Consider the following 24,473-nt stretch of genomic DNA (forward strand, 5'->3'; position numbering starts at 1 on the left):
GGATCGTGCTCCACATGATCTCAACTCGCCTGCGGCGGCAGCTTGTTGCCGTTGCCCTGTCCCTGGGCGCCGTTCTCGTCACGACGGCCGCCACCGCTCCCACGACGCCCGCCGCGGCGGCACCGGCCAAGGCCGCGCCGTCCTGTCCCCAGTTCGCGGACAAGCTCGAGGCCGCCGCCGACCGGAACGTGGACCTCGGCCGGATCACCCCGGCGCCCGCCTGGCGCACCACCTGCGGCACGCTCTGGCGCAACGACAACCGCGCGCCCGGCGCCATCTTCGAACAGGGCTTCTTCCCGCGGGACGTGGAGAACGGCCAGTACGACATCGAGCAGTACGTCCTCGTCAACCAGCCCTCGCCGTACGTCTCCACGACCTACGACCACGACCTCTACAAGACCTGGAAGTCCAAGTACAACTACTACATCGACGCCCCGGGCGGCATCGATGTGAACAAGACCATCGGCGACACCCACAAATGGGCCGACCAGGTCGAGGTCGCCTTCCCCGGCGGCATCGCCCGGCAGTACATCGTCGGGGCCTGCCCGGTCGACAAGCCGACCAAGACCGAGATCCTCGACGACTGCGTGAGCAATCCGTACTACCGGCCCTGGCACTGACCTGACCGGCCCCCGGGAACGCCCGCGCCCACGGGCGTTCCCGCCCCTTTCCGACGGCGGCGTCCTCGCTCCGGACACCCCGGCCGGTGCCTCGGAGGAGTCCGGCCGGGTGGGCGCGGCACTGAAGGCCTGGCCGGGCCGTTAATCTGACCAGCGTCAGTACGCCAGCACGGCATCAGCAACACGAACAAAAGGGGCGGATCGGTGGCGGACATCGAGGAAGCACGCAAGCAGTTCGACCGGATCGACGCGGACGGTGACGGATTCATCACGGCCGCCGAGTTCAAGACCGCCCTGGCGCAGGCAGGAGACTTCAACGTCACCGAGACCGTCGCCGAGGCCATCATCAAGCAGCGCGACCTCAACGGCGACAAGGTCCTGTCGTTCGACGAGTTCTGGGCGTACCTGAGCAAGTGACGCGCACAAAGGGGCCCTCCCGCAGGTGAGGGCCCCTTTGTCATGCCCTGCGCTCACCCGATCGCCACAGGGCAGGAATAGTCTCCGACCGCCCGGGGTTGACGCCCGACAACAGAAGCATGCACGTGCATGCAAGTGTCGTCCATCCGGAAGGCCTGTCATGAAGATCGGCATCATCGGCGCGGGGAACATCGGCGGCAACCTCACCCGGCGGCTCACCGCCCTCGGCCACGACGTCTCCGTGGCCAACTCCCGAGGACCCGAGACGCTCAAGGAACTGGCCGAGGAGACCGGTGCGACGCCGGTCCGGGCCGAGGACGCGGCCGCGGGCGCCCAGGTGGTCGTCGTCACCGTCCCCCTGAAGTCGGTCCCGGACCTTCCCTCCGGCCTGCTGGACGGCGCCGCCGAGGGTGCGGCGGTGATCGACACCGGCAACTACTACCCGCGCGAGCGCGACGGCCGGATCGCCGGCATCGAGGACGAGGGCGTCACCGAGAGCCGCTGGACCGAACGGCACCTCGGCCACCCGGTGATCAAGGCCTTCAACGGCACCTACGCCCAGGACATCCTGGACCGCCACCGCCCCGCGGGCGACCCCGAGCGCATCGCCCTGCCGGTCGCCGGCGACGACGAGCAGGCCAAGCGGACCGTCCGCGCCCTCATCGACGCGCTCGGCTTCGACACGGTCGACGCGGGCGGTCTCGACACCTCCTGGCGCCAGCAGCCCGGCACCCCGGTCTACGGCCTTCGCGCGGACGCGGAAGGAGTCGAGCGCGCCCTCTCGGAGGCCTCCGAGGTGCGCCCGGCCGAGTTCCGGGGCTGACGGGCCCCGTCCTTACGGCGTCGCCCAGTCCTGCAGCGCCGCCTTGGTCGCGAAGTTCGCCACGTCCTTGTCGTGGGGATCGCTCGTGTACTGGTGGAACCGCCACTTGGCCTGGATGCGGGGTTTGCCGGCGGTGACGTAGTCGGCGATCCACAGGCCGTCGGCGGCGTAGGAGGTGTTGTCGATGTTGAGCCAGAAGTCGCGGTTCGTGTAGAGGACGATCCGGTGGGTGGGCCGCAGGGCCTTCACCTTCCTGAGGAAGCTGTCCTTCTCCGAGTTGCTCGCATGGGTGCCGTCGCCGGTGGTCTCCCAGTCGACGGCGAGGATGTCGCCCGCCTTCGACGGGGCCTTGGCCACGAAGTACTCGGCCTGGGCGGTGAGGTTGCCGGGCCACAGGAAATGGTAGAAGCCCACGACCAGGCCGGCGTCACGGGCGGTCTTCGCCTGGGCGCCGGCGTGGGGGTTGACGTACGAATGGCCCTCCGTCGCCTTGATGAAGGCGAAGGAGAGACCGCTCGTGTCGTAGGAGGACGACTGGTACGCGCTGACGTCGATGCCGCGGAGCATGTGGGGGACTCCTCGAAGTGCGGGTGGGGGACCGGAGTTGCTGGATAGGTGATGCCCCACGATGGCACCCCCGATCCGCCCCGGGCGCAAGGAACGTCAGCCCCGGGCGGCCGTCGAACTGAGTACCGACGCGGTCTTCGCCGACCAGTCGGAGGTGATGATGCTCGCGTGGTCCTTGGCGAGCAGTGCCAGCCGGGCGGCGACCTCGGCGTCCGTCGGGTTGGTGGAGGAGATGGCCGGGGAGACGTTGTAGGCGTCCGTCATGATCGAGATGTAGTGGTTCGTGGAGTAGAACGAGGTGTCGTAGCCGTTGTTCACGTAACTGGCCGCGTCACCGTCGAAGAACACGAACCAGGGGCGGATCGAGGTGTCCGAGGTCCAGCGGGTCGCCCGCGGGTCGCCGCCCGCCGCGCCCAGCACCGCGGGGAAGGCCTGGGCCTCGGAGATGTTCCCGGCCGCGTACAGGTCGCGCAGGTGGTCGCCGTACTCCTGGTCCGTCCAGTAGTGGTCGAACGGGTTGGCCTGCTCCACCGTGCCCGGGATCAGCTCGAAGAGGAACTTGCCCTTGAGGGAGTCGCGGCTCGGCCAGGCGTTCGCCTTCGCCGCCGCGTCGAGCGAGCCGTAGGTGCCGCCCAGCAGATCGGCCGGCTTGTAGACACTGCCGCCGAGCTTCTGGGACACCAGCGTGTCGAACTCGTCCGGCCCCATGCCTGCGTTGTTGTTGAAGCCGACCTTCATCTCGACCTTGATGGTGATCGGCGGGTGGTCGGGGTGGAGCTGGTTCCATGCGGCCATGTTGTCCAGGCAGCTGCCGAGGTCCTGGTCGCGGTTCTTGCCGTACAGCTCGCCCGGGGTCTTCGCGGCCTCGCAGTTGTTGTCGTCGCCGAACGGATTGCTGTGGCTGACCCGCCAGCGGTGCGTGATGCTGTCCACGTACACGTCCAGCTCCAGCAGTGAGGCGCCGGAGTCCAGCGCCTGCGCGAAGTACGTGTACTTCGCCTTGTCGTACGCGTTGTGCGTGCCGATCGAAGTCGTCTCGGAGAGCCTCGGCGCCGCCGCGTGCGCGTTGCCCGGCCCCGCCATCAGCACGCCGGCCGCTCCCAGGAGTGCCGCCGCTCGTCTCACTGCGCCCATCGCCCAACTCTCCTTCGTTTCCGTCGAGTTGACGGAAGCGTAGGAGCAAGCGGTTACTGCACGGTAGCTCCCGGAGGAACATCAGTCACTCCCGGTCCGGCGCGGCATCTCACGGCTGGCGGCTAGATTGCTAGCATGCTAGCCTCGCAAGCGTGGGTGACGAAGAGGTCAAGCAGTTCAACGTGTACCTGCCGATCGGGCTGATCAAGCAGGTCAAGTACCGCGCCATCGAGTCCGGCTCGTCCCTGTCGGCCCTGGTCGCAGACGCGCTGCGCGCCTACCTCGACGACGCCCAGGGGCAGGACCGGCAGCCGACCGAGAAGGAGACCTGACATGGCGACCGAAGGCATCGAGGCCGTCTTCCTGGAGACACACAACTGGGGCAAGGCGGCCGCGTTCTTCCAGGCGCTGGGCTACGACCTGGAGTTCACGACCGACCACAACTCCGGCCAGTTGCGCAACGGCGACGGTCCGTCCGTGTTCATCGCCGAGATCCCCGAGGACCGCGAGCCGCGGACGCAGATCGTGTTCAAGGTGCCGGACGCGGACGCGTTCCGCGCCGATCCCGCCGTCGAGGTGGTCACCCCCTTCGAGGACACCCACTTCGGCACCCGGATGATGACCGTCCGCGACCCCGACGGGCGCCTGTGGAGCCTCCAGGCCCCCCGGAAGGACCAGCCGTGACGGCGGGCGGCCCCCCGGCGGACACGCGGACCGGACCGGACGGCACCGCCGTGCGGTGCGCCCTGTGGCGTGCCATGCACGTCCGTGCCGACCCGCCTCCGCATGTGCTGGAGGACGAGATCGGCCTGCGCATCGCGGACCCGGACGACGGCTGGCGCACCCGCCCCGACATGGACCCGCAGGCCACGCGCGGGTTCCGGGCGGCCGTCGTGGCCCGCGCCCGGTTCATCGAGGACCTGGTCATCGAGCAGGCCGGCCGGGGCGTCGACCAGTACGTCCTGCTGGGTGCCGGTCTCGACACCTTCGCCCAGCGCGCCCCCGAGGCCGCGTCGCATCTGAGCGTCTTCGAGGTCGACCGGCCCGGCCCGCAGGAATGGAAGCGCCGCCGGCTCACCGCCCTCGGCCACGGCGTCCCCGACCGGCTGCACCTCGTGCCGGTCGACTTCGAGACGAGCGGCGGCGCCTGGAGCGAGCAGCTCACCGCGGCCGGATTCGACCCTGGCCGGCCGGCGGTCGTCGCCTCCAGCGGCGTCACGATGTATCTCACCGAGGAGGCCACGGCCGCCACCCTGCGCCAAATCGCCCGGCTGGCCCCCGGCTCGACCCTCGCCATGACCTTCCTGCTGCCGGAGGACCTCGTGGCCGAGGCCGACCGGCCGGGCCTGCGCGCCAGCACGGCCGGCGCACGCGGCTCGGGCACGCCGTTCCGCAGCTTCTACACCCCCGAGGAGATGCTGCGCCTGGCCAGGGAGGCGGGTTTCGGGGAGGCCCGGCACGTGCCGGGCACCGTACTGGCCGAGCGGTACTTCGCCGGCCGCACCGACGGCCTGCGCCCCTCGACCGGCGAGGACCTGCTACTGGCCACCACGTGAAACCCGCCCCCGTCGTTCCGGCCTGACGCCTTCGGCGCGTCGCTACGATGACCGGAACGGCGAGTTGGGGGAGTCCAGTTGGAACCGTTGATGGGCATGGCCGTATCGGCCGTCGGCACGGTCGTCTCGGGCGCCCTTTCCGGAGCCGGCGGCGAGATGGGCCGACGGACCTCCGAGCGGCTCTACGACCTGCTCAGCCGGGGCCGTGCCGACGGTGACGGCACGGGGAACTCCGCCTACCCGGCGAGCGGTTCGGGTCGTCCCAGACTGCCCGTCACCGAGCCCGAGCAGACGGCGGCCGCCCGGCGGCTGCTGGAACTCGCCCGCAGTTCACCGGAGTTCGCCCGCGAGGTGACCGAGTGGGTCCGTGAGGCCGGGTGGCTGTCGCCCCGGGCCGTGCCCGCCGTGGCGCACGGCGCCTCCCGGCCGCAGATGCTGCCGCCGACGACGGCCGCGTTCACCGACCGCGCGGAGGTGCTCGCGTGGATCACCGGACTGCTGGACCGCGAGGAGTGCGAGAGCCGCGAGGAGCGCTCGCCGGGCGCGCCGACGATCGCCGTTCTCACCGGGCCGGGCGGCATCGGCAAGACTGCCGCCGCCGTCCACTGCGCGGCCGAGCTGCGGGAGCGGTTTCCCGACGGTGTCCTGTACGCGGACCTGTGCGGCGCCTCGGCCGCCACGGCGCTCGCACCCTCCGACGTGCTCGCCCGCTTCCTGGAGCGGCTCGGCGTGCCGCCCGCCATGGTGACGGGCGGCGAGGCACGCCAGCGGGATCTCTACCGTGACTGCACGGCCGAGCGACGCCTGATCGTCGTACTGGACAACGCCCATGACGACGCCCAGGCCGGCCCGCTGCTGCCGGCCTCGCCGACCTGTCTCGTCCTGGTGACCAGCCGCTACCGCCTGCCGCGCCTCGTCGCCGAGCACGGTGCCCGGCCGTACGCGCTGGGGCCGCTGTCGACCGAGGACGCCGTGACCCTGATCCGGCGGGTCGCCGGCCGCGACCGCCCCTGCGCCCCGGACGCCGTCGTCCGGGCCGTGGCGGAAGGCACCGGTGGGATCCCCCTCGCGGTGTGCACCACGGGTGCCGGCCTCGCCGTCCGCCACCAGCTCACCTGGGAGCGCGTCGCCCAGCAGCTGTCCGACCGGAGCCGCGGGCAGGACCAGGGAGGCACCGCCGTGCGCGACGACACCCCGGACGGCACGGCCGACCCCGTCCGACTCGTCCAGGACGCCGCCTACGCCGAACTGAGCCCCGACTGCGCCGCGTTCTACCGCGCCGTCGCGGTGTGGCCCTGGCCGACCGTGACCGTCCGGTGCGCCGCGCATGCCGCCGGCGTCGAGGAGGACGAGGCGCGGGCGCTGCTGGAGCGGCTGGCCAGGGCGCATCTGCTGGAGGAGGTCGGCGAGGAGCGCTACCGGTTCCACGACCTGACCCGGGCACACGCCCGCGGTCTCGCCGAAGCCGAGGACGGACACGGCCGGATGGCGGCCGCCGTCCGCCGCGTGGCGGTCGCGCAGCTGCGCTTCGCGGCGGGCGCGGACTTCCGTGTCATGCCGCTGCGCTGGCGGCTCGGCCCCGCCTACCAGGGGCTCGCCCTCTCCGAGCACCGCGAGCCCCAAGACGGCAAGCGCGCGCTGGCCGAGCTGCGCGCCGAGCGGGAGAACCTGGCGGCCGCCGTCCGGGCCGCCGCGCACCACGGCTTCGACGACCTCGTCTGGCAGCTGTGCGAGGCCCTGTGGGGTCTGCATCTGCTGCTCGGCTTCCACGCCCAGTGGATCGACACGCATCTGCTCGGCGTCGAGGCCGCCCGGCGCAGCGCAGAGGAGTTCGGCGATCCGCGCGCCGTGGGCCGCATGTGCACACAGCTCGCCTTCGGCTACCTGGGATCCGGCCAGGTCGCGCAGGCCGAGGACGCCCTCGAACGGGCCCGGGCCGCCGACCGCGACTGCGGCCATCACCGCGGTGAGGCGACCGCCGTCGAGGCGCTGGGGCTGCTCCGCCTCAAGCAGTGGGACTTCGCCGCGGCCCAGCGCTGCTTCGAGGAGGCCCAGCGGATCCTGGGCCGGATCGGCCCGGACGCGGACGGCCGGCAGGACGTGCCGCGCGCCACGGCCCTGCTGGAGCACCACATCGGGCGCGCCCGGACCAGGCAGCGCGACTTCCCCGCCGCCATGGCCCGGTTGAACGACGCCCTCGCGCAGTTTCGCCGTCTGCCGGGCGGCGGCGACGCCTACAACGCCGGCCGGGTCTACATGAGCCTGGGCGACGCGCACCTGGAGGCCGGGGACGCGGAGCAGGCGCGCGTGTGCCTGGACGCGGCCGTCGAGACGATGACCGAGGCGGGCGCGGGACTGCAACTGGCCGACGCCGTCGAGGCGAGGGCCCGCTGCCACCGACGGTCGGGCCGCCCCGCGCAGGAGGCGGAGGATCTGCGCACCGCCGCTGCGTGCCACGAGCGGAACGAGGACCCCGTCGCCCTCGCCCGGGTCCGGGCGCGCCTCGCCGAGCTGGAGGCGTGAGCCCGGCTCACGGCGCGCCGGACGAGAGGGGGCCGGACGGGAGGGGGCCGGATGAGAGAGGCGCGGGCGAGAGGGGTGCGGATGCGAGGGGTTCGACGGTGACGCGGTGCGCGGTGGCGCCGGTGCGTACGGTGAGGACGGGGACCGCCGCGGCCAGGCTCCTGCCGCTCACGAGCCAGGCGTAGAGCGCGGAGGCGTAGGCCGCGGGATCGCACAGATCGGCCCGCCCGTCCGCGGCCGCGGCGGCCGACAGCCGCACGAGGTCTCCCTCGCGGGTGCGTACGACACAGCGGTCCGGTCCGTCCACGTAGGCGGCCAGCCCGCAGTACGGGTGGCGGTCCAGCGCCTCCGCCGTCCAGACGGCCGGCGGCCCGAGCCGTGGATCGTCCTCGGCCGCGTACCGTACGACGACGTCGGCGACGCCCAGCCGGCCGGTCTCCCGCGTCTCCTCGTCGACCACGGTGTGCGCGGAGTCGCAGCGCACCACGTCCGGTGCCGGCTCGCCACCGGCGGCGGCGTAGCGGACCACGCACACCTGCGGCGGCCGGGCGTCGATGCCGCCGGTGAGGACGCGGACCGGGGCGGTGCGGCGGTCGGGCAGATACGGCGGCAGGGGCAGCGGGTCGAGCAGTGCGGGGTGCGCCGCGGGCTCGGGGAGGTCCATGAGGCCGTAGAACAGATGGCGCAGCAGGGCGGCCGACTCGCCCGGTGCCGAACTGGTCTGCTCCGCCAGCTCCTTGTACCGGCCGGGATCGTGCTCCGCGACGACCCGGTCGATCTGGGCGCGCAGGCTGCCCCGGCGGACCAGGCGCGGGGCGGTGCGGCCGAGGGCGGCGACCGGTGAGTGCGGGTCGAGGTCCTGCTGCGGGAAGGCGCCGAGCAGCACGGGGACGCCGATCGACGCCGCGTAGTAGGTGACGCTCGAATGGTCCCCGAGGACGCAGTCGGCGGCGATCAGGGCCTGCCGCCACCCGTCGAGGGGCGGGATCGCGTCGAGGCCGGCCCGCCGTGCGTTGTCCAGCCAGGCGCGGACCTGTCCGGGCCCGTGGCCGTACCAGATGTTGGGGTGCAGGACCGCGACGGTCCGGTACTCGTCGGCCGGCAGCTCGGTCGAGAGGCGGGACAGCAGCCAGGGCAGCAGGTCGTCCGCCTCCGGTTCCCAGGCTCCGCCGAACAGGGAGCGCGGTGCCCAGGTGGAGCTGACGACGATCAGCCGTCGGCCGGGTCCGACGCCCAACGCGCGGCGGAAGCGGTCGCGTTGGGGGAGCGCGGCGAGGATGCGGTCATGGCACGGATCCCCGGCGAGGACCGCGGTGGGCGCCGCCTCCGGGCAGGCGGAGCGGAGCCGGTCCAGCTGTTCGGGGTGGGAGAGGACGGTGGCGGCGGCGAGGGGACGCCCGTCCTGGAGGAGCCAGTCCGGCGACATGCCGAAGACGGGCGCCGAGGGCGCGGGCGACGGGTGTCCGGTGTCCGGTGTCCGGTGTCCGGTGTCCGGTGTCGCCAGCCTTTTATTGTAGCCGACCCCGTGCGACAGGACGGCCAACCTGCCCTGGAGCGACCCGAGTTCACCACCGTAGCTGGCGGAGACCACCAGGTCGAACGGGGTGGCCTTGGCCTGCTCCCAGGGCAGGACGGGCAGCCCCGCCCGCGCCAGCAGCTCGGGCACTCCGGCGAGGAACGGGGACGACCCGGTGCAGGTGGCGGACAGCTGTACGCGCAGATCGCCGTCGAACAGCGGCAGCACGTCCAGCAGACGCGTCGCCGACGTCACGTTGTGCACCACCAGCAGCACATGGCGACAGCCCACACGCGTGGCCCATCGCCCCGCGTCCTCGCCCACGGGCACACGCAACCACGCCGCCCCACCCACCCCACCCGTCACGGGGTTCACCTCAGCACTCGACGATGTTCACCGCAAGTCCGCCCCGAGCCGTCTCCTCGTGCGTCACGGACATGTCGGGCCGCTGTCGCCGGAGTTCTCTTCGCAAGATCCTGCACATCGGTGTTACCTGTTGGTAACTTGAATCGGAATCAACTGCGTGACCCGTTTCACGACCCTGGGGGAGTCATGAGGAAGAACGCCATTCGGTACCTGGCGACCGCAGTCGTCGCCGCGCTGGCCGCCACCGCCACTCCGGCCGCCACGGCCGTGGCCGCCCCTTCGGCGCCGTCGAAGGCCGCGGCGACGGACGCGTTCTACACCTACGACGGCAGCGAGCCGCTGTCCTCGTACGCGCTGGGCGCCGTGCTGAAGAAGCGCACGCTGACGTACCACGTCGTGGGCATTCCCACTCCGGTGAAGGCGGTCCAACTGCTCTACCGCACGACCGACGCGCAAGGCCGTCCGGCCGCCAACGTGACCACGGTGGTGCGCAGTCTGCGCGGCGACAGCAGCATGGCGGTCTCGTACCAGTCGTACTACGACTCCCTCAACCCCGCGGACGGGCCGTCCCGGGCCGTCGCCGGTGACGTCACTCTGGGCGGTGTCACGACCGACTCCGAGAACCTCTTCCTGGTGCCGCTGCTGTTGCAGGGCTACAACGTCATCATCCCCGACACCGAAGGCCAGAGCGCCGACTTCGCGGCCGGGCCCGAGTACGCGGCCAACACCCTGGACTCGATCCGGGCCGCGACCGGCTCGTCCGCGGACACCGGCATGAACGCCGACACCCGGGTCGGCCTGCTCGGCTACTCGGGCGGTTCCATCGCGACCGGCTGGGCCGCCGCGCTCGCGCCGAGCTACGCGCCCGAGGTGAATGAGCGGCTCGTGGGCTTCGCCGAAGGCGGCCTGCTCGTCGACCCGGCGCACAACCTCAAGTACGTCGACGGCTCCCTCGTGTGGTCCGGCGTCATCCCCATGTCGATCATCGGGGTCGACCGGGCGTACGGCATCGGCCTCAAGCCGTACCTGAGCAGCTACGGCCTGGAGGTGTACAACAAGCTGGAGCACGGTTCGCTCCTCGACGCACTGGGCCACTACCCCGGGTTGACGTGGAAGAAGATGATGAAGCCGCAGTACGCCGACCCGAACGCGCTGCGCCCTTTCGTGGAGGCGGTGAACAAGATGAACCTCGGGTCGGCCCCCACCCCGACCGTGCCCGGGTTCATCGCGCAGGGCGGCCAGGGCGTCACGGAGGGAACCTTCAACAGCCCCGCGGGCATCGGATCCGGCGACGGGGTCATGGTCGCCGGAGACGTACGTGCGCTGGCCCGGCAGTACTGCTCCACCGGCAACGAGTCGATCAAGTTCCAGCAGTACGACCTGCTCAGCCACGTTCCCACCGCCGTGGCCTGGGCGTCCGGCGCGATGGGCTGGCTGCGTGACCGATTCGCGGACAGGACGGCCCCGTCCGACTGCGGCCACATCCCCGCGGGCAACTCCCTGACACCGGAGACACCGACGCCCACACCCTGACACCTGGCACCGCCGAAGGGCCCGCCCTCGCCACCCTGCGCGTGCTGCGCACACCGGACGGAGTCGAGGAGGACGTCACCCTCGCCGTCGGTTTCCGCGACGGCGAGAAGCCGCCGGTGTCCGCCGTGGCGGACCTGGCCGCCGGGCTCGCCGCGCGGCACGGCCTGCGCACCCTCCTCGCGCACCTGCGCGAGGAGGGTGCGGACCTCACCGTGCCGCCCTGCTTCGAACGGCCACCCGTGCCGTTCGGCTTCGCCCTGGGCCCCGCCGAAGTCGCCGAGGCGGGCACCGGCGTCGCCGCCCGCCCGCCGCTTCCCGCCGCCCCGGTACGGCTCGGCGTCGCCGCCAGACCGGGCTACTACTACCCGCTGGGGGACGGCGAGTCGGCAGTGGGCTGGACCGCCTTCGAGATGCTGCTGCGGCACCTGCGGGGCGCCCCGTAGAGGACGCGCGGCATCGAGTGCCGCTCGCGCGTCACCGCGCAGGACGCGCCGAACGACACGAAACCGCTACTCAGGGCCCATCCCCTCAGCACTCGATGATGTTCACCGCAAGCCCGCCGCGCGCCGTCTCCTTGTACTTCACGGACATGTCCGCGCCGGTGTCCTTCATGGTCTTGATGACCTTGTCCAGGGACACCTTGTGGGAGCCGTCGCCGCGCATGGCCATCTTGGCGGCGGTGACCGCCTTCACCGCGGCCATGCCGTTGCGCTCGATGCACGGGATCTGGACCAGACCGCCGACCGGGTCGCAGGTCAGGCCGAGGTTGTGTTCCATGCCGATCTCGGCCGCGTTCTCCACCTGCTCCGGGGAGCCGCCGAGCACCTCGGCCAGCGCGCCCGCGGCCATGGAGCAGGCGGAGCCCACCTCGCCCTGGCAGCCGACCTCGGCGCCGGAGATGGACGCGTTCTCCTTGAAGAGCATGCCGATCGCGCCGGCGGCCAGCAGGAAGCGCACCACGCCGTCCTCGTCGGCACCCGGCACGAAGTTGATGTAGTAGTGCAGGACGGCCGGGATGATGCCCGCCGCGCCGTTCGTGGGCGCGGTCACGACGCGGCCGCCGGCCGCGTTCTCCTCGTTCACGGCCATCGCGTAGAGCGTGATCCACTCCATGGCGTGCGCCAGCGGGTCGCCCTCGGCGCGCAGCTGGCGGGCGGAGACGGCCGCGCGGCGGCGGACCTTCAGACCGCCCGGCAGGATCCCCTCGCGGGACATGCCGCGCCCGACGCACTCGCGCATCACCCGCCATATCTCCAGCAGACCGGCGCGGATCTCCTCCTCCGTGCGCCAGGCCCGCTCGTTCTCCAGCATCAGCGAGGAGATCGACAGGCCCGTCTCGCTCGTGAGGCGGAGCAGCTCGTCGCCCGTGCGGAAGGGGTACTTCAGGACGGTGTCGTCCAGCTTGATCCGGTCCGCGCCGACCGCGTCCTCGTCGACCACGAAGCCGCCGCCGACCGAGTAGTAGGTCTTGGCGAGGAGTTCCGCGCCTGCGGCGTCGTACGCCCACAGGGTCATGCCGTTGGCGTGGTACGGCAGTGCCTTGCGGCGGTGCAGCACGAGGTCGCGGTCGAAGTCGAAGGCGATCTCCTGCTCGCCCAGGAGCCGGATCCGGCCCTCGGACCTCATCGCCTCCACGCGCGCGTCCGCGCTCTCCACGTCCACCGTGCGCGGCGAGTCGCCGGCGAGGCCGAGCAGGACGGCCTTGGGGGTGCCGTGGCCGTGCCCGGTGGCGCCCAGGGAGCCGTACAGCTCCGTGCGGACGGAGGCGGTCCTTTCCAGCAGGCCTTCGTTGCGCAGCCGGCGGATGAACATCCGCGCCGCGCGCATCGGGCCGACCGTGTGGGAGCTGGACGGGCCGATGCCGATCGAGAACAGGTCGAAGACCGAGATGGCCACGGTCACTCCTTGGGGAACAGGGGGTGGTGGGGCGCCCGGGACACCCTCCGGTGCTCTCCGTCGGGCGCCCCACCAGGGACTTGCTTGGCCGGACCTACTTGTTCAGGCCCGGGTACAGCGGGTGCTTGTCGGCGAGCGCCTTCACGCGCGCCTTGAGAGCCTCGCCGTCGTAGGACGGCTTCAGCGTCTCGGCGATCACGTCCGCGACCTCGGTGAAGTCCTCGGCCGTGAAGCCGCGGGTCGCGAGGGCGGGCGTACCGATGCGCAGGCCCGAGGTGACCATCGGCGGGCGAGGGTCGTTCGGGACGGCGTTGCGGTTGACCGTGATACCGACCTCGTGGAGGCGGTCCTCGGCCTGCTGGCCGTCCAGCTCGGAGTCGCGCAGGTCGACCAGGATCAGGTGCACGTCCGTGCCGCCGGACAGCACGTTCACCCCGACCTCGCGGGCGTCCGCCGCCGTCAGGCGCTCGGCGAGGATCCGGGCACCCTCAACAGTACGACGCTGGCGCTCCTTGAAGTCCTCCGAGGCCGCGACCTTGAAGGAGACCGCCTTCGCGGCGATCACGTGCTCCAGCGGACCGCCCTGGAAACCGGGGAAGACCGCCGAGTTCAGCTTCTTCGCGAAGTCCTTGTTGCGGGCGAGGATGATGCCGCCGCGCGGGCCGCCGAGCGTCTTGTGCGTCGTGGAGGTGACCACGTCGGCGTACGGCACCGGGTTCGCGTGGAGGCCGGCCGCGACCAGGCCCGCGAAGTGCGCCATGTCGACCCACAGGTAGGCCCCGACCTCGTCGGCGATCCGGCGGAACTCGGCGAAGTCCAGCTCACGGGGGTACGCCGACCAACCCGCGATGATCACCTTCGGGCGGTGCTCCTTGGCGAGCCGCTCCAGCTCGGCCATGTCGACCAGGCCGGTCTCGGCGTCCACGTGGTAGGCGACCACGTCGAACTGCTTGCCGGAGAAGTTCAGGCGCATGCCGTGGGTCAGGTGCCCGCCGTGCGCGAGGTCCAGGCCGAGGATGGTGTCCCCGGGCTGGGCCAGCGCGAACAGGGCAGCCTGGTTGGCGGAGGCGCCGGAGTGGGGCTGCACATTGGCGTACTCGGCGCCGAACAGCTCCTTGACCCGGTCGATGGCGATCTGCTCGGCGACGTCGACGTGCTCGCAGCCGCCGTAGTAGCGGCGGCCCGGGTAGCCCTCGGCGTACTTGTTGGTGAGGACCGTGCCCTGTGCCTCCATCACCGCGAGCGGCGCGAAGTTCTCGGAGGCGATCATCTCCAGCGTGGTCTGCTGGCGGTTCAGCTCGGCGTCGACCGCGGCGGCGATCTCCGGGTCCAGCTCGTGCAGGGGCGTGTTCAGGACGGTCATACGACTACTCCTCCTCAGCTGCCGGAAAACTCGGTGTACTCGTCGGCGGAGAGCAGGTCGCCCGGCTCCTCCGCGACGCGCACCTTGAACAGCCAGCCGCCCTCGAAGGGGGCCGAGTTCACCAGCGACGGGTCGTCGACGACGTCCTCGTTGACCTCGGTGATCTCACCGGAGACCGGCGAGTACAGGTCGGAGACCGACTTCGTCGACTCCAGCTCGCCGCAGGTCTCGCCCGCGGACACGGTGGAGCCGACCTCGGGGAGCTGGACGAAGACGACATCGCCGAGCGCGTTGGCCGCGTGCTCCGTGATGCCGACCGTCGACACGCCGTCCGCGGCGGCCGACAGCCACTCGTGCTCCTTGCTGTAGCGCAGCTGCTGGGGATTGCTCATGTCCTGAATTCTCCTGTACGCGCGTGAATGCTGGTGAAGGGGGCTGGCTGGAAGCGCACGCGGGCAGCGGTGATGTGCCCGACGTCACGTCCTGGGGCTGCTCGGGGCTACGACAGTGTCACTTCTGACGCTTGTAGAACGGCAGTGCCACGACCTCGTAGGGCTCGTGACTGCCCCGGATGTCCACGCCGACGCCCTCGGTGCCCGGCGCCGCGTGTGCCGCGTCGACGTAGGCCATGGCGATCGGCTTGCCCAGCGTGGGGGAGGGGGCGCCGGAGGTGATCTCGCCGATCACCGCGCCGCCCGCGACGACGGTGTACCCGGCGCGCGGGACCCGGCGGCCCTCGGCGATCAGTCCGACCAGGATCCGCGGCGGGTTCTGCTGCGCGCGCAAGGCGGCCTCGGCGAGCGCCTCGCGGCCCACGAAGTCGCCCTCCTTCTCGAACTTCACCACCCGGCCGAGTCCGGCGTCGAAGGGGGTGAGGTCCGTGGTCAGCTCGTGCCCGTACAGCGGCATGCCCGCCTCCAGGCGCAGCGTGTCCCGGCAGGACAGGCCGCACGGGACCAGGCCGACGCCCTCGCCGGCCTTGGTCAGCGCCTGCCACAGCTCCACGGCGTGCTCCGGCGTCACGAACAGCTCGAAGCCGTCCTCGCCGGTGTAGCCGGTGCGGGCGATCAGCGCGGGGACACCGGCGACCGTGCCGGGCAGCCCGGCGTAGTACTTCAGCCCGTCGAGGTCGGCGTCGGTGAGCGACTTCAGGATGCCCGGGGCCTCGGGCCCCTGCACGGCGATCAGCGCGTAGGCGTCCCGGTCGTCGCGGACCTCGGCGTCGAAGCCCGCCGCACGCTCGGTCAGCGCGTCCAGCACCACCTGGGCGTTGGAGGCGTTGGCCACCACCATGTACTCGGTCTCGGCGAGCCGGTAGACGATCAGGTCGTCCAGGATGCCGCCGTCGGCCTGGCAGATCATGGTGTAGCGGGCCCGGCCGACGCCCACGGAGGCGATGTTGCCGACCAGGGCGAAGTTCAGCAGGGCGGCCGCGTCGGCGCCGGTGACGGTGATCTCGCCCATGTGGGAGAGGTCGAAGAGACCCGCCTTGGTCCGCACGGCGATGTGCTCGTCGCGCTCGGAGCCGTACCGCAGGGGCATGTCCCAGCCGGCGAAGTCGGTCATCGTCGCGCCCAGCGAGCGATGCAGGGCATCGAGCGCGGTGTGACGGAGTTCAGTACTGCTCATCGGTCGGTCGCTCCCAGGGAAGGATGGGACGGGCGAGGAACGTTCCTCCCCATCTGTCATCGGAACCTGAGAGGTTCGCCGGGACCGCCACGGGGACGATCACGGCTTGCACCTTGGGTGGAGCCACTGTCGCAGCGGCCCGCTTTTCAGATGTGCCTCGCCCGCGCGGTAACGGGGCCTGAGAGATTCAAGGGAGGGACTTGCTCCTTCGGCGCCCCGGGCAGACGGACTGCCGGGGACTCTCCCGCGCGGATTCAAGCGGCCGGTATGCAGTTGGCGGCCACATCATTGCACGCCGCACCCCCGCCCGTCAGGGCCGCATCTGTAACCGACCTGTGGCAGGACGCGAACCGAATCGCCGACGACCGTCCATTACCTTCTCTTTACGTATTGCGGGCATGGGTATTGCCAAGCCGACAGGGGGAGGACGATCACGGTGAACAGCACCCCGGCGTACGCCACCGCCACCACCGGCATCGCGGTGCCGGAGCAGCCCTGCGCGCCGGCGCGCGAGCGCTGCGCCGAGCGCCCGGCCCCGGTCGTCCGCGACCTGCGCGACCGCGCCGGCCGCGGCCCGCGCGCCCTGCTCTTCGCACCCGCGGACCTGGTGGTGATCACCGGCCTGCCCGGCAGCGGCAAGTCCACCCTGATGCGGCGCTCGGTCCCCGGCCACCGCATCGACTCCCAGGACACCCGCGACCGCTTCGCGGCCCGCCTGCCCCGCCTCCTGCCCTACGCGCTCTACCGCCCCCTGGTCCGCCTCGCCCACTACGCCGGTCTGCGCCGCGCCCTGCGCACCGGGCACGGCGCCGTGGTCCACGACTGCGGCACCCAGCCCTGGGTGCGCGCCTGGCTCGCCCGCGAGGCCCGCCGCCGCGGCGGCACCCTGCATCTGCTGCTGCTCGACGTCACCCCCGAGACCGCCCGCGAAGGCCAGCGCGAGCGCGGCCGGGGCGTCTCCCGCCACGCCTTCCGCCGCCATCTGCGTACGACCGCCCGGCTGCTCGGCGCGGTCGAGCGGGGCGAGCTGCCCGCGGGCTGCGGCTCGGCGGTGCTGCTGGACCGCGCGGCGGCGGACACCCTGCGGCGGATCGCGTTCACCGGATGACCCCGCCGACCGCGACCGGACCGAGCCGCCTCCCGACCGCGACCGGACCGAGCCGCCTCCCGGCCGCGACCGGGCCGCGCGGCCTCACGGCCGTCACCGGACAGTGCGGCCTCCCGGCCGGGAGCGGACGGTGAGGCGTGCGGATCGTGCGCAGAGGGTGAGGTCTTGTCACCGCCACCCGCTAGCCTTCATGGTCACAGCAGTGGTTCCCAGCAGGCGGTAGGCAGATGGACTTCCCGGCGGACATTCCCGCGGACTTCCCGACACAGGCGCACCCCCAGCCGCACAGCGGCTGGCCCGGCAACGAGCTGGAGGAGGTGCTCTCCGCCTCCCTCGGCATACCCGCCGCGGCGGGCCGGATCATCGAGGTCCTCGGCCGCAGCCTGCTCTGGATCCCGCTGCCCCAGGGCGGCGGCCCGAACAGCGGCCCGCTCGACCTGCCGACACTGGACATCGAAGGCCAGGTGTACGTCCCGGTGTTCAGCTCCGAGGAGCAGCTGCGCCAGGCGGCCGGCTCCCACATGTCGTACACCATCGCCCCCGCCGTTGAGTTCGCCCGCGGTCTGCCCGCGCAGGTCGGCATCGCCGTCAACCCCGACGCCCTGGTCGGCATCCCGCTGCCGCCGGCGGCGGTGGCCGAGCTGTGCCGGTCCGGCCGTACCCCGCTGGACGGCCCCGCCACCGGTGGCCGGGTCCGTCTCTTCGAGCCCGACTGGCAGGACGACCCGGTCGACTTCCTCTCCGCCGCGTCCGCCGAGTTCGCCGAGACCGGCGTCGTCCTCACCGCCCGCCGCTGCCTGGCCGCCGTCGAGACGGCCGACCCGGTCATGTTCGTCGGCGTCGAACTCTCCCAGTGGGAGGGCGACCTGCGCGCCCGCCCCCTGGAGGCCCTCGGTAAAGCCCTCGGAAAGATCCCGGTGCCCTGGCCGGTCACCCTGGTCCTCCTGGACGTGACGGACGACCCGGTGGCCGCATGGCTCAAGTCGAACGTCCGCCCCTTCTATCAGTACGGCCACTAGAAGCCGGCGCGGGGGCTCCCGACCAGGGGCGCGGGCGACGGCGCGGGACACCACGACGGACCCGCACCCGCGCACGGACAAGAGGCCACGAGCCGGTCGGCGCATAAGCTGTCCCCGAACACCGGGGCACCGACGAAGAAGGGCACGACAGGTGAGCGCGAGCCAGATCGGCAGCGTAGGCGGCGGCAGCGTGGAGCACATGCTGCGCCAGGTCACCCCCGGCCGCTACGACGCCTACGAAGCCCTGCTGCGCGCCCTCGCCTCCCCGTCCTCCGGCCAGATCTGGATGCTGCTGTGGCACGGCCAGGGCGGCTCCCCGGACGCCCAGTACGGAAACATGGAAGTGGAGGGCTTCCACTACGCCCCCTGCGTCACCTCCGCCCAGGAACTCTCGGCCAGCGGCTGGAACCGGTCGTACGAGGTCGTCGACGCGCTCGACGTGGCCCGCACCCTCTACCCGGACCACTACGGCCTCTGGCTCAACCCGCACGGCCCCGGCGGCGGCGTCGGCATCCCCTGGCTGGACCTGCGCCGCATCGCCACGGGCCTGGACCGCCAGCCCGCCGGTCCCCTCCGGCTGACCGAACCCGGGATCGAGATCCCCCAGTTCTACGCCCTGCTCGCGCAGAACGCCCACCGCACCCCGGCCCTGCGCTCGCTGCGCCGCGCCTGGGTGCATCCCGCGCTCGGCGCGCCGTACCTCGCCATCGGCCTGGACGTCTACGACACCTCGCCGGCCGCGGTCGACTCGGTGCGCGCGATGATGCAGCAGTCCATCGGCGCGGTTCCCGAGGGGCTGCCGGTGTCGACCGTCGCGATGACCGACGACTACGACCCGGTGGTGATCTGGCTGCGGGCCAATGCCCGCCCGTTCTACGACCGCGAAGCCCACGCGGCCCCGCCCCCGCCCCAGCTCCAGGCCTCCCCCCAGCAGCAGGCCCCGGCCGCCGGATACGGATATCCGCCGGTGCGCGGCAGCTACTGACCCGGTCCGGCGAGCCCCGGCCCCCGTCGCCGTACGCCGGTCCGGCGAACCCCGGCTCCCGCTGCCGCACGCCCGCCGCTGACCTCGACGTTCGGCGCCCATGGCGCCTCGTGCGCGCACGGATCGTCGTCCGTTCGGCGTGACGTCCTGTCCGCATAACAGGAAACGCCTGCTTGCATCACGGTTGCGCATCCATTCCCTGTCAAGGCTGGCGGCTGATCGCGCCAGCGTTGAAGACTCCCCCTTCAAGGGGTTCGCCCCTGTGTACGACGGACTGTTTGATGCCGCTACCAGCGGCAAGTGCGGGCCGGCTACAGCCGGTTGAGAGGGGTCCCAGCCTGATGACGGCACCATTGCACGAGCCGACCGCGGAAGCGGCCCCGGGTGCGGCCGAGGAAGCTGCGGTCGCGGCCACCGGCGCGACGGCCGTCCAGGGCCGGTCCCTGGGCCGCATCGCCTGGGAACGCCTCAAGCGGGACAGACTCGCCCTGACGGGCGGCATAGTCGTGCTCCTCCTCATCGTGATCGCGCTGCTCGCACCGGTGATCACGAGCCTCGTCGGCCAGGACCCGGACGTCTACCACCAGGGCCTGATCGACCCGCTGTTCAGCACCCCCAAGGGTTCGCTGGGCGGCATCAGCGGCGACCACCTGCTCGGTGTGGAGCCGGTCAACGGCCGCGACATCTTCGCCCGCGTCCTGTACGGCGCCCGGATCTCGCTGCTCGTCGGCTTCCTGTCCGCGGTGGTCGCCGTCGTCCTGGGCACGGTCCTCGGCATCCTGGCGGGCTTCTTCGGCGGCTGGGTGGACTCCCTCATCAGCCGCGTCATGGACGGCCTGCTCGCCTTCCCGCAGCTGCTCTTCATCATCGCGCTGGTCTCCGTCATGCCCAACCAGATGCTCGGGCTCACCGGCACGGGCGTGCGCGTCTTCGTGATGATCCTGGTCATCGGCTTCTTCGGGTGGCCGTACATCGGCCGGGTGGTCCGTGGCCAGACGCTCTCGATGCGCGAGCGAGAGTACGTCGAGGCGGCGCGCTCGCTCGGCGCCGGGCAGTTCTACATCCTCTTCAAGGAGCTGCTGCCCAACCTCGTCGCGCCCATCATCGTCTACACGACGATGATGATCCCCACGAACATCCTCACCGAGGCGGCACTCAGCTTCCTGGGCGTGGGCGTCAAGCCGCCCACCTCTTCCTGGGGGCAGATGCTCTCGAGCGCGATCGACTACTACGACTCGGACCCCATGTACATGGTGATCCCCGGCGTGGCGATCTTCATCACGGTTCTTGCCTTCAACCTCTTCGGCGACGGCGTGCGGGACGCGCTCGACCCGAAGGGTTCCCGCTGAAGTGCCGTACCCCAAGCGTCCCGTGTGCTCATCCACGGGGTCTCTCATCAATTCCGGAGGATCCGAGATCGTGACTACCCAACGCACCTCAGGGCGGCGCAAGCAGGCCCTTGCCGCTGCCGCAGTGGTCGCCGGGCTGCTGACCACGGCGGCGTGCGGCGGAGGCAACGACGGCGGCTCGAAGAACGGTGCAGCCGGCTTCGACGCGGCGAACAACAAGGTGGCCCAGGCCGACCAGGCCAAGAAGGGCGGCACGCTGAAGTTCGTGAGCACGCAGGACGCCGACTCGTGGGACACCACGCGCGGCTACTACGGGTTCATGTGGGACTTCTCGCGCTACTACAGCCGCCAGCTGCTCACCTACAAGACCGAGCCGGGCGCCGAGGGCGCGAAGGTCACCCCGGACCTCGCCACGGACATGGGCAAGGTGACGGACGGCGGCAAGACCTACACCTTCACCCTGCGTGACGGCGGTACCTGGGAAGACGGCAAGGCGATCACCTCCCAGGACATCAAGTACGGCATCGAGCGCGTCTGGGCGCAGGACGTCCTGTCGGGCGGTCCGATCTACCTGCAGCAGATGCTGGACCCGAAGAACACCTACAAGGGTCCGTACAAGGACACCGCGAAGGACCACCTGGGTCTGAAGGCGATCGACACGCCGGACGCCAAGACGATCGTCTTCCACCTGCCGAAGGCCAACTCGGACTTCCTCCAGGTGCTGGCGATGACCGCGGCCTCCCCGGTCCGCCAGGACAAGGACACCAAGTCCAAGTACGGTCTGCACCCGTTCTCCTCGGGCCCGTACAAGTTCGACTCCTACAGCCCGGGCAAGAACCTGGTCCTGGTCCGCAACACCAACTGGAAGGCGTCCTCGGACCCGGTCCGCAAGGCGTACCCGGACAAGATCACCCTGGACATCTCCACCAACCAGGCCGACTCGGACCAGCGTCTGATCAACGGCGACTACGACATCGACGCCTCCCAGACGGGCCTCGGCTCGCAGGGCCGTCAGATCGCCCTGAAGCAGCACAAGGCCAACCTGGACAACCCGGTCTCCGGCTTCATCCGCTACGCGGTCTTCCCGCAGAGCGTCAAGCCGTTCGACAACGAGCACTGCCGCAAGGCCGTGATCTACGCCGCCGACCACGTGTCGCTGCAGACCGCCCGCGGTGGCCCCATCGCCGGTGGTGACATCGGCACCAACATGCTCCCGCCGTCGGTCGCCGGTGGCGAGGGCCAGAAGTACGACCCGTACCAGATCGCGACCAAGAACAAGAACGGCAACGTCGCCCTGGCCAAGCAGGAGCTGAAGGCCTGCGGCAAGCCGAGCGGCTTCAGCACCACCATCGCGGTCCGCAACAACAAGCAGCAGGAAGTGGCCACGGCCGAGTCCCTGCAGGCCTCGCTGAAGAAGGTCGGCATCAACGCCGACATCTACCAGTACGACGGCTCGCAGAGCCCGGGCATCATCGGCTCGCCCTCGAACGTCGCGAAGAAGAAGCTCGGCATCATCATCATGGGCTGGGGTCCGGACTTCCCGACCGTCCAGGGCTACGGCATCCCGCTGTGGAGCAGCAGCTACATCCTGCAGAGCGGTAACAACAACTACGCCCTGATCAAGGACAAGTCGATCGACGGCCTGTTCGACCAGTACACCAGCACGCTGGACGAGGCGAAGAAGACCCAGATCTCCACGGAGATCAACCACAAGGTCATGGAGGGCGCGTACTACCTGCCCTTCACCTTCGAGCGGCTGCTCAACATCCGCTCCTCGCGTGTGGCCAACGTGTACACGACGAACGCGTACAGCGGCTACTACGACTTCGTCAACCTCGGTCTGAAGTCCACGAAGTAATCCCGGCACACCCGCCGAACGGCACGAAAGGCAGGTGAAGGCCGGCGCGGCGAGCCGCGGGCCCACCGGAAGATCTCCGGGGGCCCGCGGTCCGCGGCGGGCCGTTAGCTGTGCTCGCTTACCTCATCAGGCGGCTGTTCGCCGCCGCAGTGATGCTGGTAGTCATCATTCTGGTGGTCTTCAGCATCTTCTTCCTCGTCCCCAAGTGGGCGGGCGTGGACATCGCCACGAGTTTCGTGGGCAAGCAGGCAGACCCCCACGCGGTCGCGGCGGTGCGCGAGAAGCTGGGTCTGAGCGACCCGATCTACGCGCAGGTCTGGCACTTCTTCAAGGGCATCTTCGTAGGCCGCACCTACTCGGCCGGCGGCGATGTCACCCACTGTGCCGCTCCGTGCTTCGGCTACTCCTTCCGCAGCGAGCAGGCCGTCTGGCCGGTGCTGACCGACCGCTTCCCGGTGACCCTGGGGCTGGCGCTCGGTGCCGCCGTGCTGTGGCTGGTCTTCGGTGTCGCCGCGGGTGTGCTCTCCGCCCTCAAGCGGGGCAGCCTGTGGGACCGCGGCGCGATGGTCGTCGCCCTCAGCGGTGTCTCCCTGCCGATCTACTTCACGGGCCTGCTCGCCTCGGCGATCTTCGTCTTCGGACTGAAGTGGTTCAACGGCCAGTACGTCTCGATCAGCGACAGCTTCTCCGGCTACTTCGAAGGCATGATCCTGCCCTGGATCACCCTCGCCTTCCTGTACGCGGCGATGTACGCCCGTATCACCCGCGCGACGATGATGGAGATCCTCGGCGAGGACTACATCCGCACCGCCCGCGCCAAGGGCCTCACCGAGCGGGTCGTCATCAGCAAGCACGCCATGCGCTCGACGATGACCCCGATCCTGACCATGCTCGGCATGGACCTCGGCGCCCTCATCGGCGGCGCGATCCTCACCGAGACCACGTTCAGCATCCCCGGCCTCGGCCAGGCCGTGCTGACCGCCATCAAGAACCAGGACCTCCCCATCATCCTGGGCGTCACCCTGATCACCTCTCTCGCGGTGCTCCTCGCCAACCTTGCGGTGGACGTCCTCTACGCCGTGATCGACCCCCGAGTGAGGCTTTCATGACCGAACTCAGCAAGACCGGAGCGGCCGTGGGCGAGCCCACGGACGCCTCGTCCGCACCGACCTCCTTCCTCGAAGTGCGCGACCTGAAGGTGCACTTCCCGACCGACGACGGCCTGGTGAAGTCCGTCGACGGCCTGAGCTTCAAGCTGGAGAAGGGCAAGACCCTCGGCATCGTGGGCGAGTCGGGTTCCGGCAAGTCCGTGACCTCGCTCGGCATCATGGGCCTGCACACCGCCGGCCAGTACGGCAAGCGCAAGGCGCAGATCTCGGGCGAGATCTGGCTGAACGGCACCGAGCTGCTCTCCGCCGACCCCGACCACGTGCGCCGGATGCGCGGCCGCGAGATGGCGATGATCTTCCAGGATCCGCTGTCGGCGCTGCACCCGTACTACACGATCGGCGCGCAGATCGTGGAGGCCTACCGGATCCACCACGACGTCGACAAGAAGACCGCCAAGCGCCGTGCGGTCGAGATGCTCGACCGGGTGGGCATCCCGCAGCCCGACAAGCGGGTGGACAGCTACCCGCACGAGTTCTCCGGCGGTATGCGCCAGCGCGCCATGATCGCGATGTCGCTCGTGAACAACCCCGAGCTGCTCATCGCGGACGAGCCGACCACCGCGCTCGACGTGACGGTCCAGGCGCAGATCCTGGACCTGATCCGCGATCTGCAGAAGGAGTTCGGCTCCGCGGTCATCATCATCACCCACGACCTGGGCGTCGTCGCCGAACTCGCCGACGACATCCTGGTGATGTACGGCGGCCGCTGCGTCGAGCGCGGTCCGGCCGAGAAGGTGTTCTACGAGCCCCGCCACCCCTACACCTGGGGTCTGCTCGGCTCGATGCCGCGTCTGGACCGCGACCAGCAGGAGCGCCTGATCCCGGTCAAGGGCTCCCCGCCCTCGCTGATCAACATCCCGTCCGGCTGCGCCTTCAACCCGCGCTGCCCGTACGCCGACGTCCCGAAGGACAACCTGACCCGCACGGTCCGTCCGGAGCTGACCGAGGTCGCCGACAAGCACTGGGCCGCCTGCCACATGTCGCAGGAGCAGCGGGAACGGATCTGGACCGAAGAGATTGCGCCGAAGCTGTGAGTGAGAAC

Annotated in this window: 23 protein-coding genes and 2 riboswitches; of the genes, 16 read left to right on the forward strand and 7 right to left on the reverse strand. The window is 70.9% G+C overall.

Features of this window, described 5'->3' with window-relative positions:
• The first annotated feature begins 14 nt into the window (after window positions 1-14).
• From AQI95_RS29350 to AQI95_RS29360, 3 genes are all read left to right on the forward strand, one after another.
• Window positions 15-620 (forward strand): ADP-ribosyltransferase, encoded by a 606-nt coding sequence (locus tag AQI95_RS29350; RefSeq protein WP_067131024.1) that lies wholly within the window; start codon window positions 15-17, stop codon window positions 618-620.
• 204 nt (window positions 621-824) lie between these two features.
• On the forward strand, window positions 825-1,037 hold the full coding sequence (locus AQI95_RS29355) for an EF-hand domain-containing protein (protein ID WP_067130427.1): 213 nt from the start codon (window positions 825-827) through the stop codon (window positions 1,035-1,037).
• 160 nt (window positions 1,038-1,197) lie between these two features.
• Window positions 1,198-1,860 (forward strand): NADPH-dependent F420 reductase, encoded by a 663-nt coding sequence (locus AQI95_RS29360; RefSeq protein WP_067130430.1) that lies wholly within the window; start codon window positions 1,198-1,200, stop codon window positions 1,858-1,860.
• A 12-nt stretch (window positions 1,861-1,872) separates the two neighbouring features.
• Here the strand turns inward: AQI95_RS29360 and AQI95_RS29365 are convergent, their stop codons facing one another.
• Window positions 1,873-2,427: a glycoside hydrolase family 25 protein gene (locus tag AQI95_RS29365; protein ID WP_067130433.1), complete on the reverse strand. Its 555-nt coding sequence runs from the start codon at window positions 2,425-2,427 to the stop codon at window positions 1,873-1,875.
• Window positions 2,428-2,523: 96 nt separating this feature from the next.
• Window positions 2,524-3,561 (reverse strand): phosphatidylinositol-specific phospholipase C domain-containing protein, encoded by a 1,038-nt coding sequence (locus tag AQI95_RS29370; protein WP_208614291.1) that lies wholly within the window; start codon window positions 3,559-3,561, stop codon window positions 2,524-2,526.
• Between the two features lie 152 nt (window positions 3,562-3,713).
• Between AQI95_RS29370 and AQI95_RS29375 the strand changes: the two genes are divergently transcribed.
• From AQI95_RS29375 to AQI95_RS29390, 4 genes are all read left to right on the forward strand, one after another.
• On the forward strand, window positions 3,714-3,893 hold the full coding sequence (locus AQI95_RS29375; protein WP_067130436.1) for a ribbon-helix-helix domain-containing protein: 180 nt from the start codon (window positions 3,714-3,716) through the stop codon (window positions 3,891-3,893).
• 1 nt (window position 3,894) lies between these two features.
• On the forward strand, window positions 3,895-4,245 hold the full coding sequence (locus tag AQI95_RS29380) for a VOC family protein (RefSeq protein WP_067130439.1): 351 nt from the start codon (window positions 3,895-3,897) through the stop codon (window positions 4,243-4,245).
• Window positions 4,242-5,117: a class I SAM-dependent methyltransferase gene (locus AQI95_RS29385; protein ID WP_279617031.1), complete on the forward strand. Its 876-nt coding sequence runs from the start codon at window positions 4,242-4,244 to the stop codon at window positions 5,115-5,117. Before AQI95_RS29380 ends, AQI95_RS29385 begins: the two co-directional genes overlap by 4 nt.
• 96 nt (window positions 5,118-5,213) lie before the next feature.
• The gene (locus tag AQI95_RS29390) at window positions 5,214-7,640 is read left to right on the forward strand and encodes an NB-ARC domain-containing protein (RefSeq protein WP_244188888.1); all 2,427 of its coding nucleotides are present in this window, start codon (window positions 5,214-5,216) and stop codon (window positions 7,638-7,640) included.
• Window positions 7,641-7,647: 7 nt separating this feature from the next.
• On the opposite strand, the gene AQI95_RS29395 is transcribed toward AQI95_RS29390, so the two are convergent.
• Window positions 7,648-9,522, reverse strand: a complete 1,875-nt coding sequence (locus tag AQI95_RS29395; protein WP_244188889.1) for a hypothetical protein — start codon at window positions 9,520-9,522, stop codon at window positions 7,648-7,650.
• Between the two features lie 186 nt (window positions 9,523-9,708).
• On the opposite strand from AQI95_RS29395, the gene AQI95_RS29400 reads away from it, so the two are divergent.
• Window positions 9,709-11,055, forward strand: a complete 1,347-nt coding sequence (locus AQI95_RS29400; protein WP_067130448.1) for a lipase family protein — start codon at window positions 9,709-9,711, stop codon at window positions 11,053-11,055.
• 41 nt (window positions 11,056-11,096) lie between these two features.
• Window positions 11,097-11,498 carry a DUF6177 family protein gene (locus AQI95_RS29405; protein ID WP_067130451.1) on the forward strand — a complete coding sequence of 134 codons (402 nt, stop codon included), beginning with the start codon at window positions 11,097-11,099 and terminating at the stop codon, window positions 11,496-11,498.
• Window positions 11,499-11,583: 85 nt separating this feature from the next.
• On the opposite strand, the gene AQI95_RS29410 is transcribed toward AQI95_RS29405, so the two are convergent.
• The 4 genes from AQI95_RS29410 to gcvT form a co-directional block, all read right to left on the reverse strand.
• Window positions 11,584-12,951 carry an L-serine ammonia-lyase gene (locus AQI95_RS29410; protein ID WP_067130453.1) on the reverse strand — a complete coding sequence of 456 codons (1,368 nt, stop codon included), beginning with the start codon at window positions 12,949-12,951 and terminating at the stop codon, window positions 11,584-11,586.
• Window positions 12,952-13,045: 94 nt separating this feature from the next.
• The gene (gene glyA / locus AQI95_RS29415; protein ID WP_067130456.1) at window positions 13,046-14,314 is read right to left on the reverse strand and encodes a serine hydroxymethyltransferase; all 1,269 of its coding nucleotides are present in this window, start codon (window positions 14,312-14,314) and stop codon (window positions 13,046-13,048) included.
• Window positions 14,315-14,328: 14 nt separating this feature from the next.
• Window positions 14,329-14,706, reverse strand: coding sequence for a glycine cleavage system protein GcvH (gene gcvH / locus AQI95_RS29420; RefSeq protein ID WP_067130459.1), 378 nt, complete (start codon window positions 14,704-14,706; stop codon window positions 14,329-14,331).
• Between the two features lie 118 nt (window positions 14,707-14,824).
• On the reverse strand, window positions 14,825-15,943 hold the full coding sequence (gene gcvT, locus AQI95_RS29425) for a glycine cleavage system aminomethyltransferase GcvT (protein ID WP_067130462.1): 1,119 nt from the start codon (window positions 15,941-15,943) through the stop codon (window positions 14,825-14,827).
• Window positions 15,944-15,986: 43 nt separating this feature from the next.
• Window positions 15,987-16,099, reverse strand: a riboswitch (glycine riboswitch).
• Window positions 16,100-16,200: riboswitch (glycine riboswitch) on the reverse strand.
• A 179-nt stretch (window positions 16,201-16,379) separates the two neighbouring features.
• Between gcvT and AQI95_RS29430 the strand changes: the two genes are divergently transcribed.
• From AQI95_RS29430 to AQI95_RS29460, 7 genes are all read left to right on the forward strand, one after another.
• Window positions 16,380-17,051, forward strand: coding sequence for an AAA family ATPase (locus AQI95_RS29430; RefSeq protein ID WP_067130465.1), 672 nt, complete (start codon window positions 16,380-16,382; stop codon window positions 17,049-17,051).
• Between the two features lie 227 nt (window positions 17,052-17,278).
• Complete coding sequence (locus AQI95_RS29435) at window positions 17,279-18,070, forward strand: enhanced serine sensitivity protein SseB (protein WP_067130468.1); 792 nt, start codon at window positions 17,279-17,281, stop codon at window positions 18,068-18,070.
• Between the two features lie 199 nt (window positions 18,071-18,269).
• Entirely contained in the window at window positions 18,270-19,055 is a 786-nt protein-coding gene (locus AQI95_RS29440; RefSeq protein ID WP_425264930.1) for an enhanced serine sensitivity protein SseB C-terminal domain-containing protein, read from the forward strand.
• Between the two features lie 341 nt (window positions 19,056-19,396).
• The gene (locus AQI95_RS29445) at window positions 19,397-20,404 is read left to right on the forward strand and encodes an ABC transporter permease (RefSeq protein WP_067130476.1); all 1,008 of its coding nucleotides are present in this window, start codon (window positions 19,397-19,399) and stop codon (window positions 20,402-20,404) included.
• Window positions 20,405-20,474: 70 nt separating this feature from the next.
• Entirely contained in the window at window positions 20,475-22,262 is a 1,788-nt protein-coding gene (locus tag AQI95_RS29450; RefSeq protein WP_067130479.1) for an ABC transporter substrate-binding protein, read from the forward strand.
• Window positions 22,263-22,372: 110 nt separating this feature from the next.
• Complete coding sequence (locus AQI95_RS29455) at window positions 22,373-23,371, forward strand: ABC transporter permease (RefSeq protein ID WP_067130482.1); 999 nt, start codon at window positions 22,373-22,375, stop codon at window positions 23,369-23,371.
• On the forward strand, window positions 23,368-24,465 hold the full coding sequence (locus AQI95_RS29460; protein WP_067130485.1) for an ABC transporter ATP-binding protein: 1,098 nt from the start codon (window positions 23,368-23,370) through the stop codon (window positions 24,463-24,465). The genes AQI95_RS29455 and AQI95_RS29460 overlap by 4 nt, the downstream gene beginning before the upstream one ends.
• Window positions 24,466-24,473 lie beyond the last annotated feature (8 nt).

Origin of the sequence: Streptomyces yokosukanensis (assembly GCF_001514035.1) — a bacterium.
In the GTDB taxonomy this organism is placed as follows: Bacteria; Actinomycetota; Actinomycetes; order Streptomycetales; family Streptomycetaceae; genus Streptomyces; species Streptomyces yokosukanensis.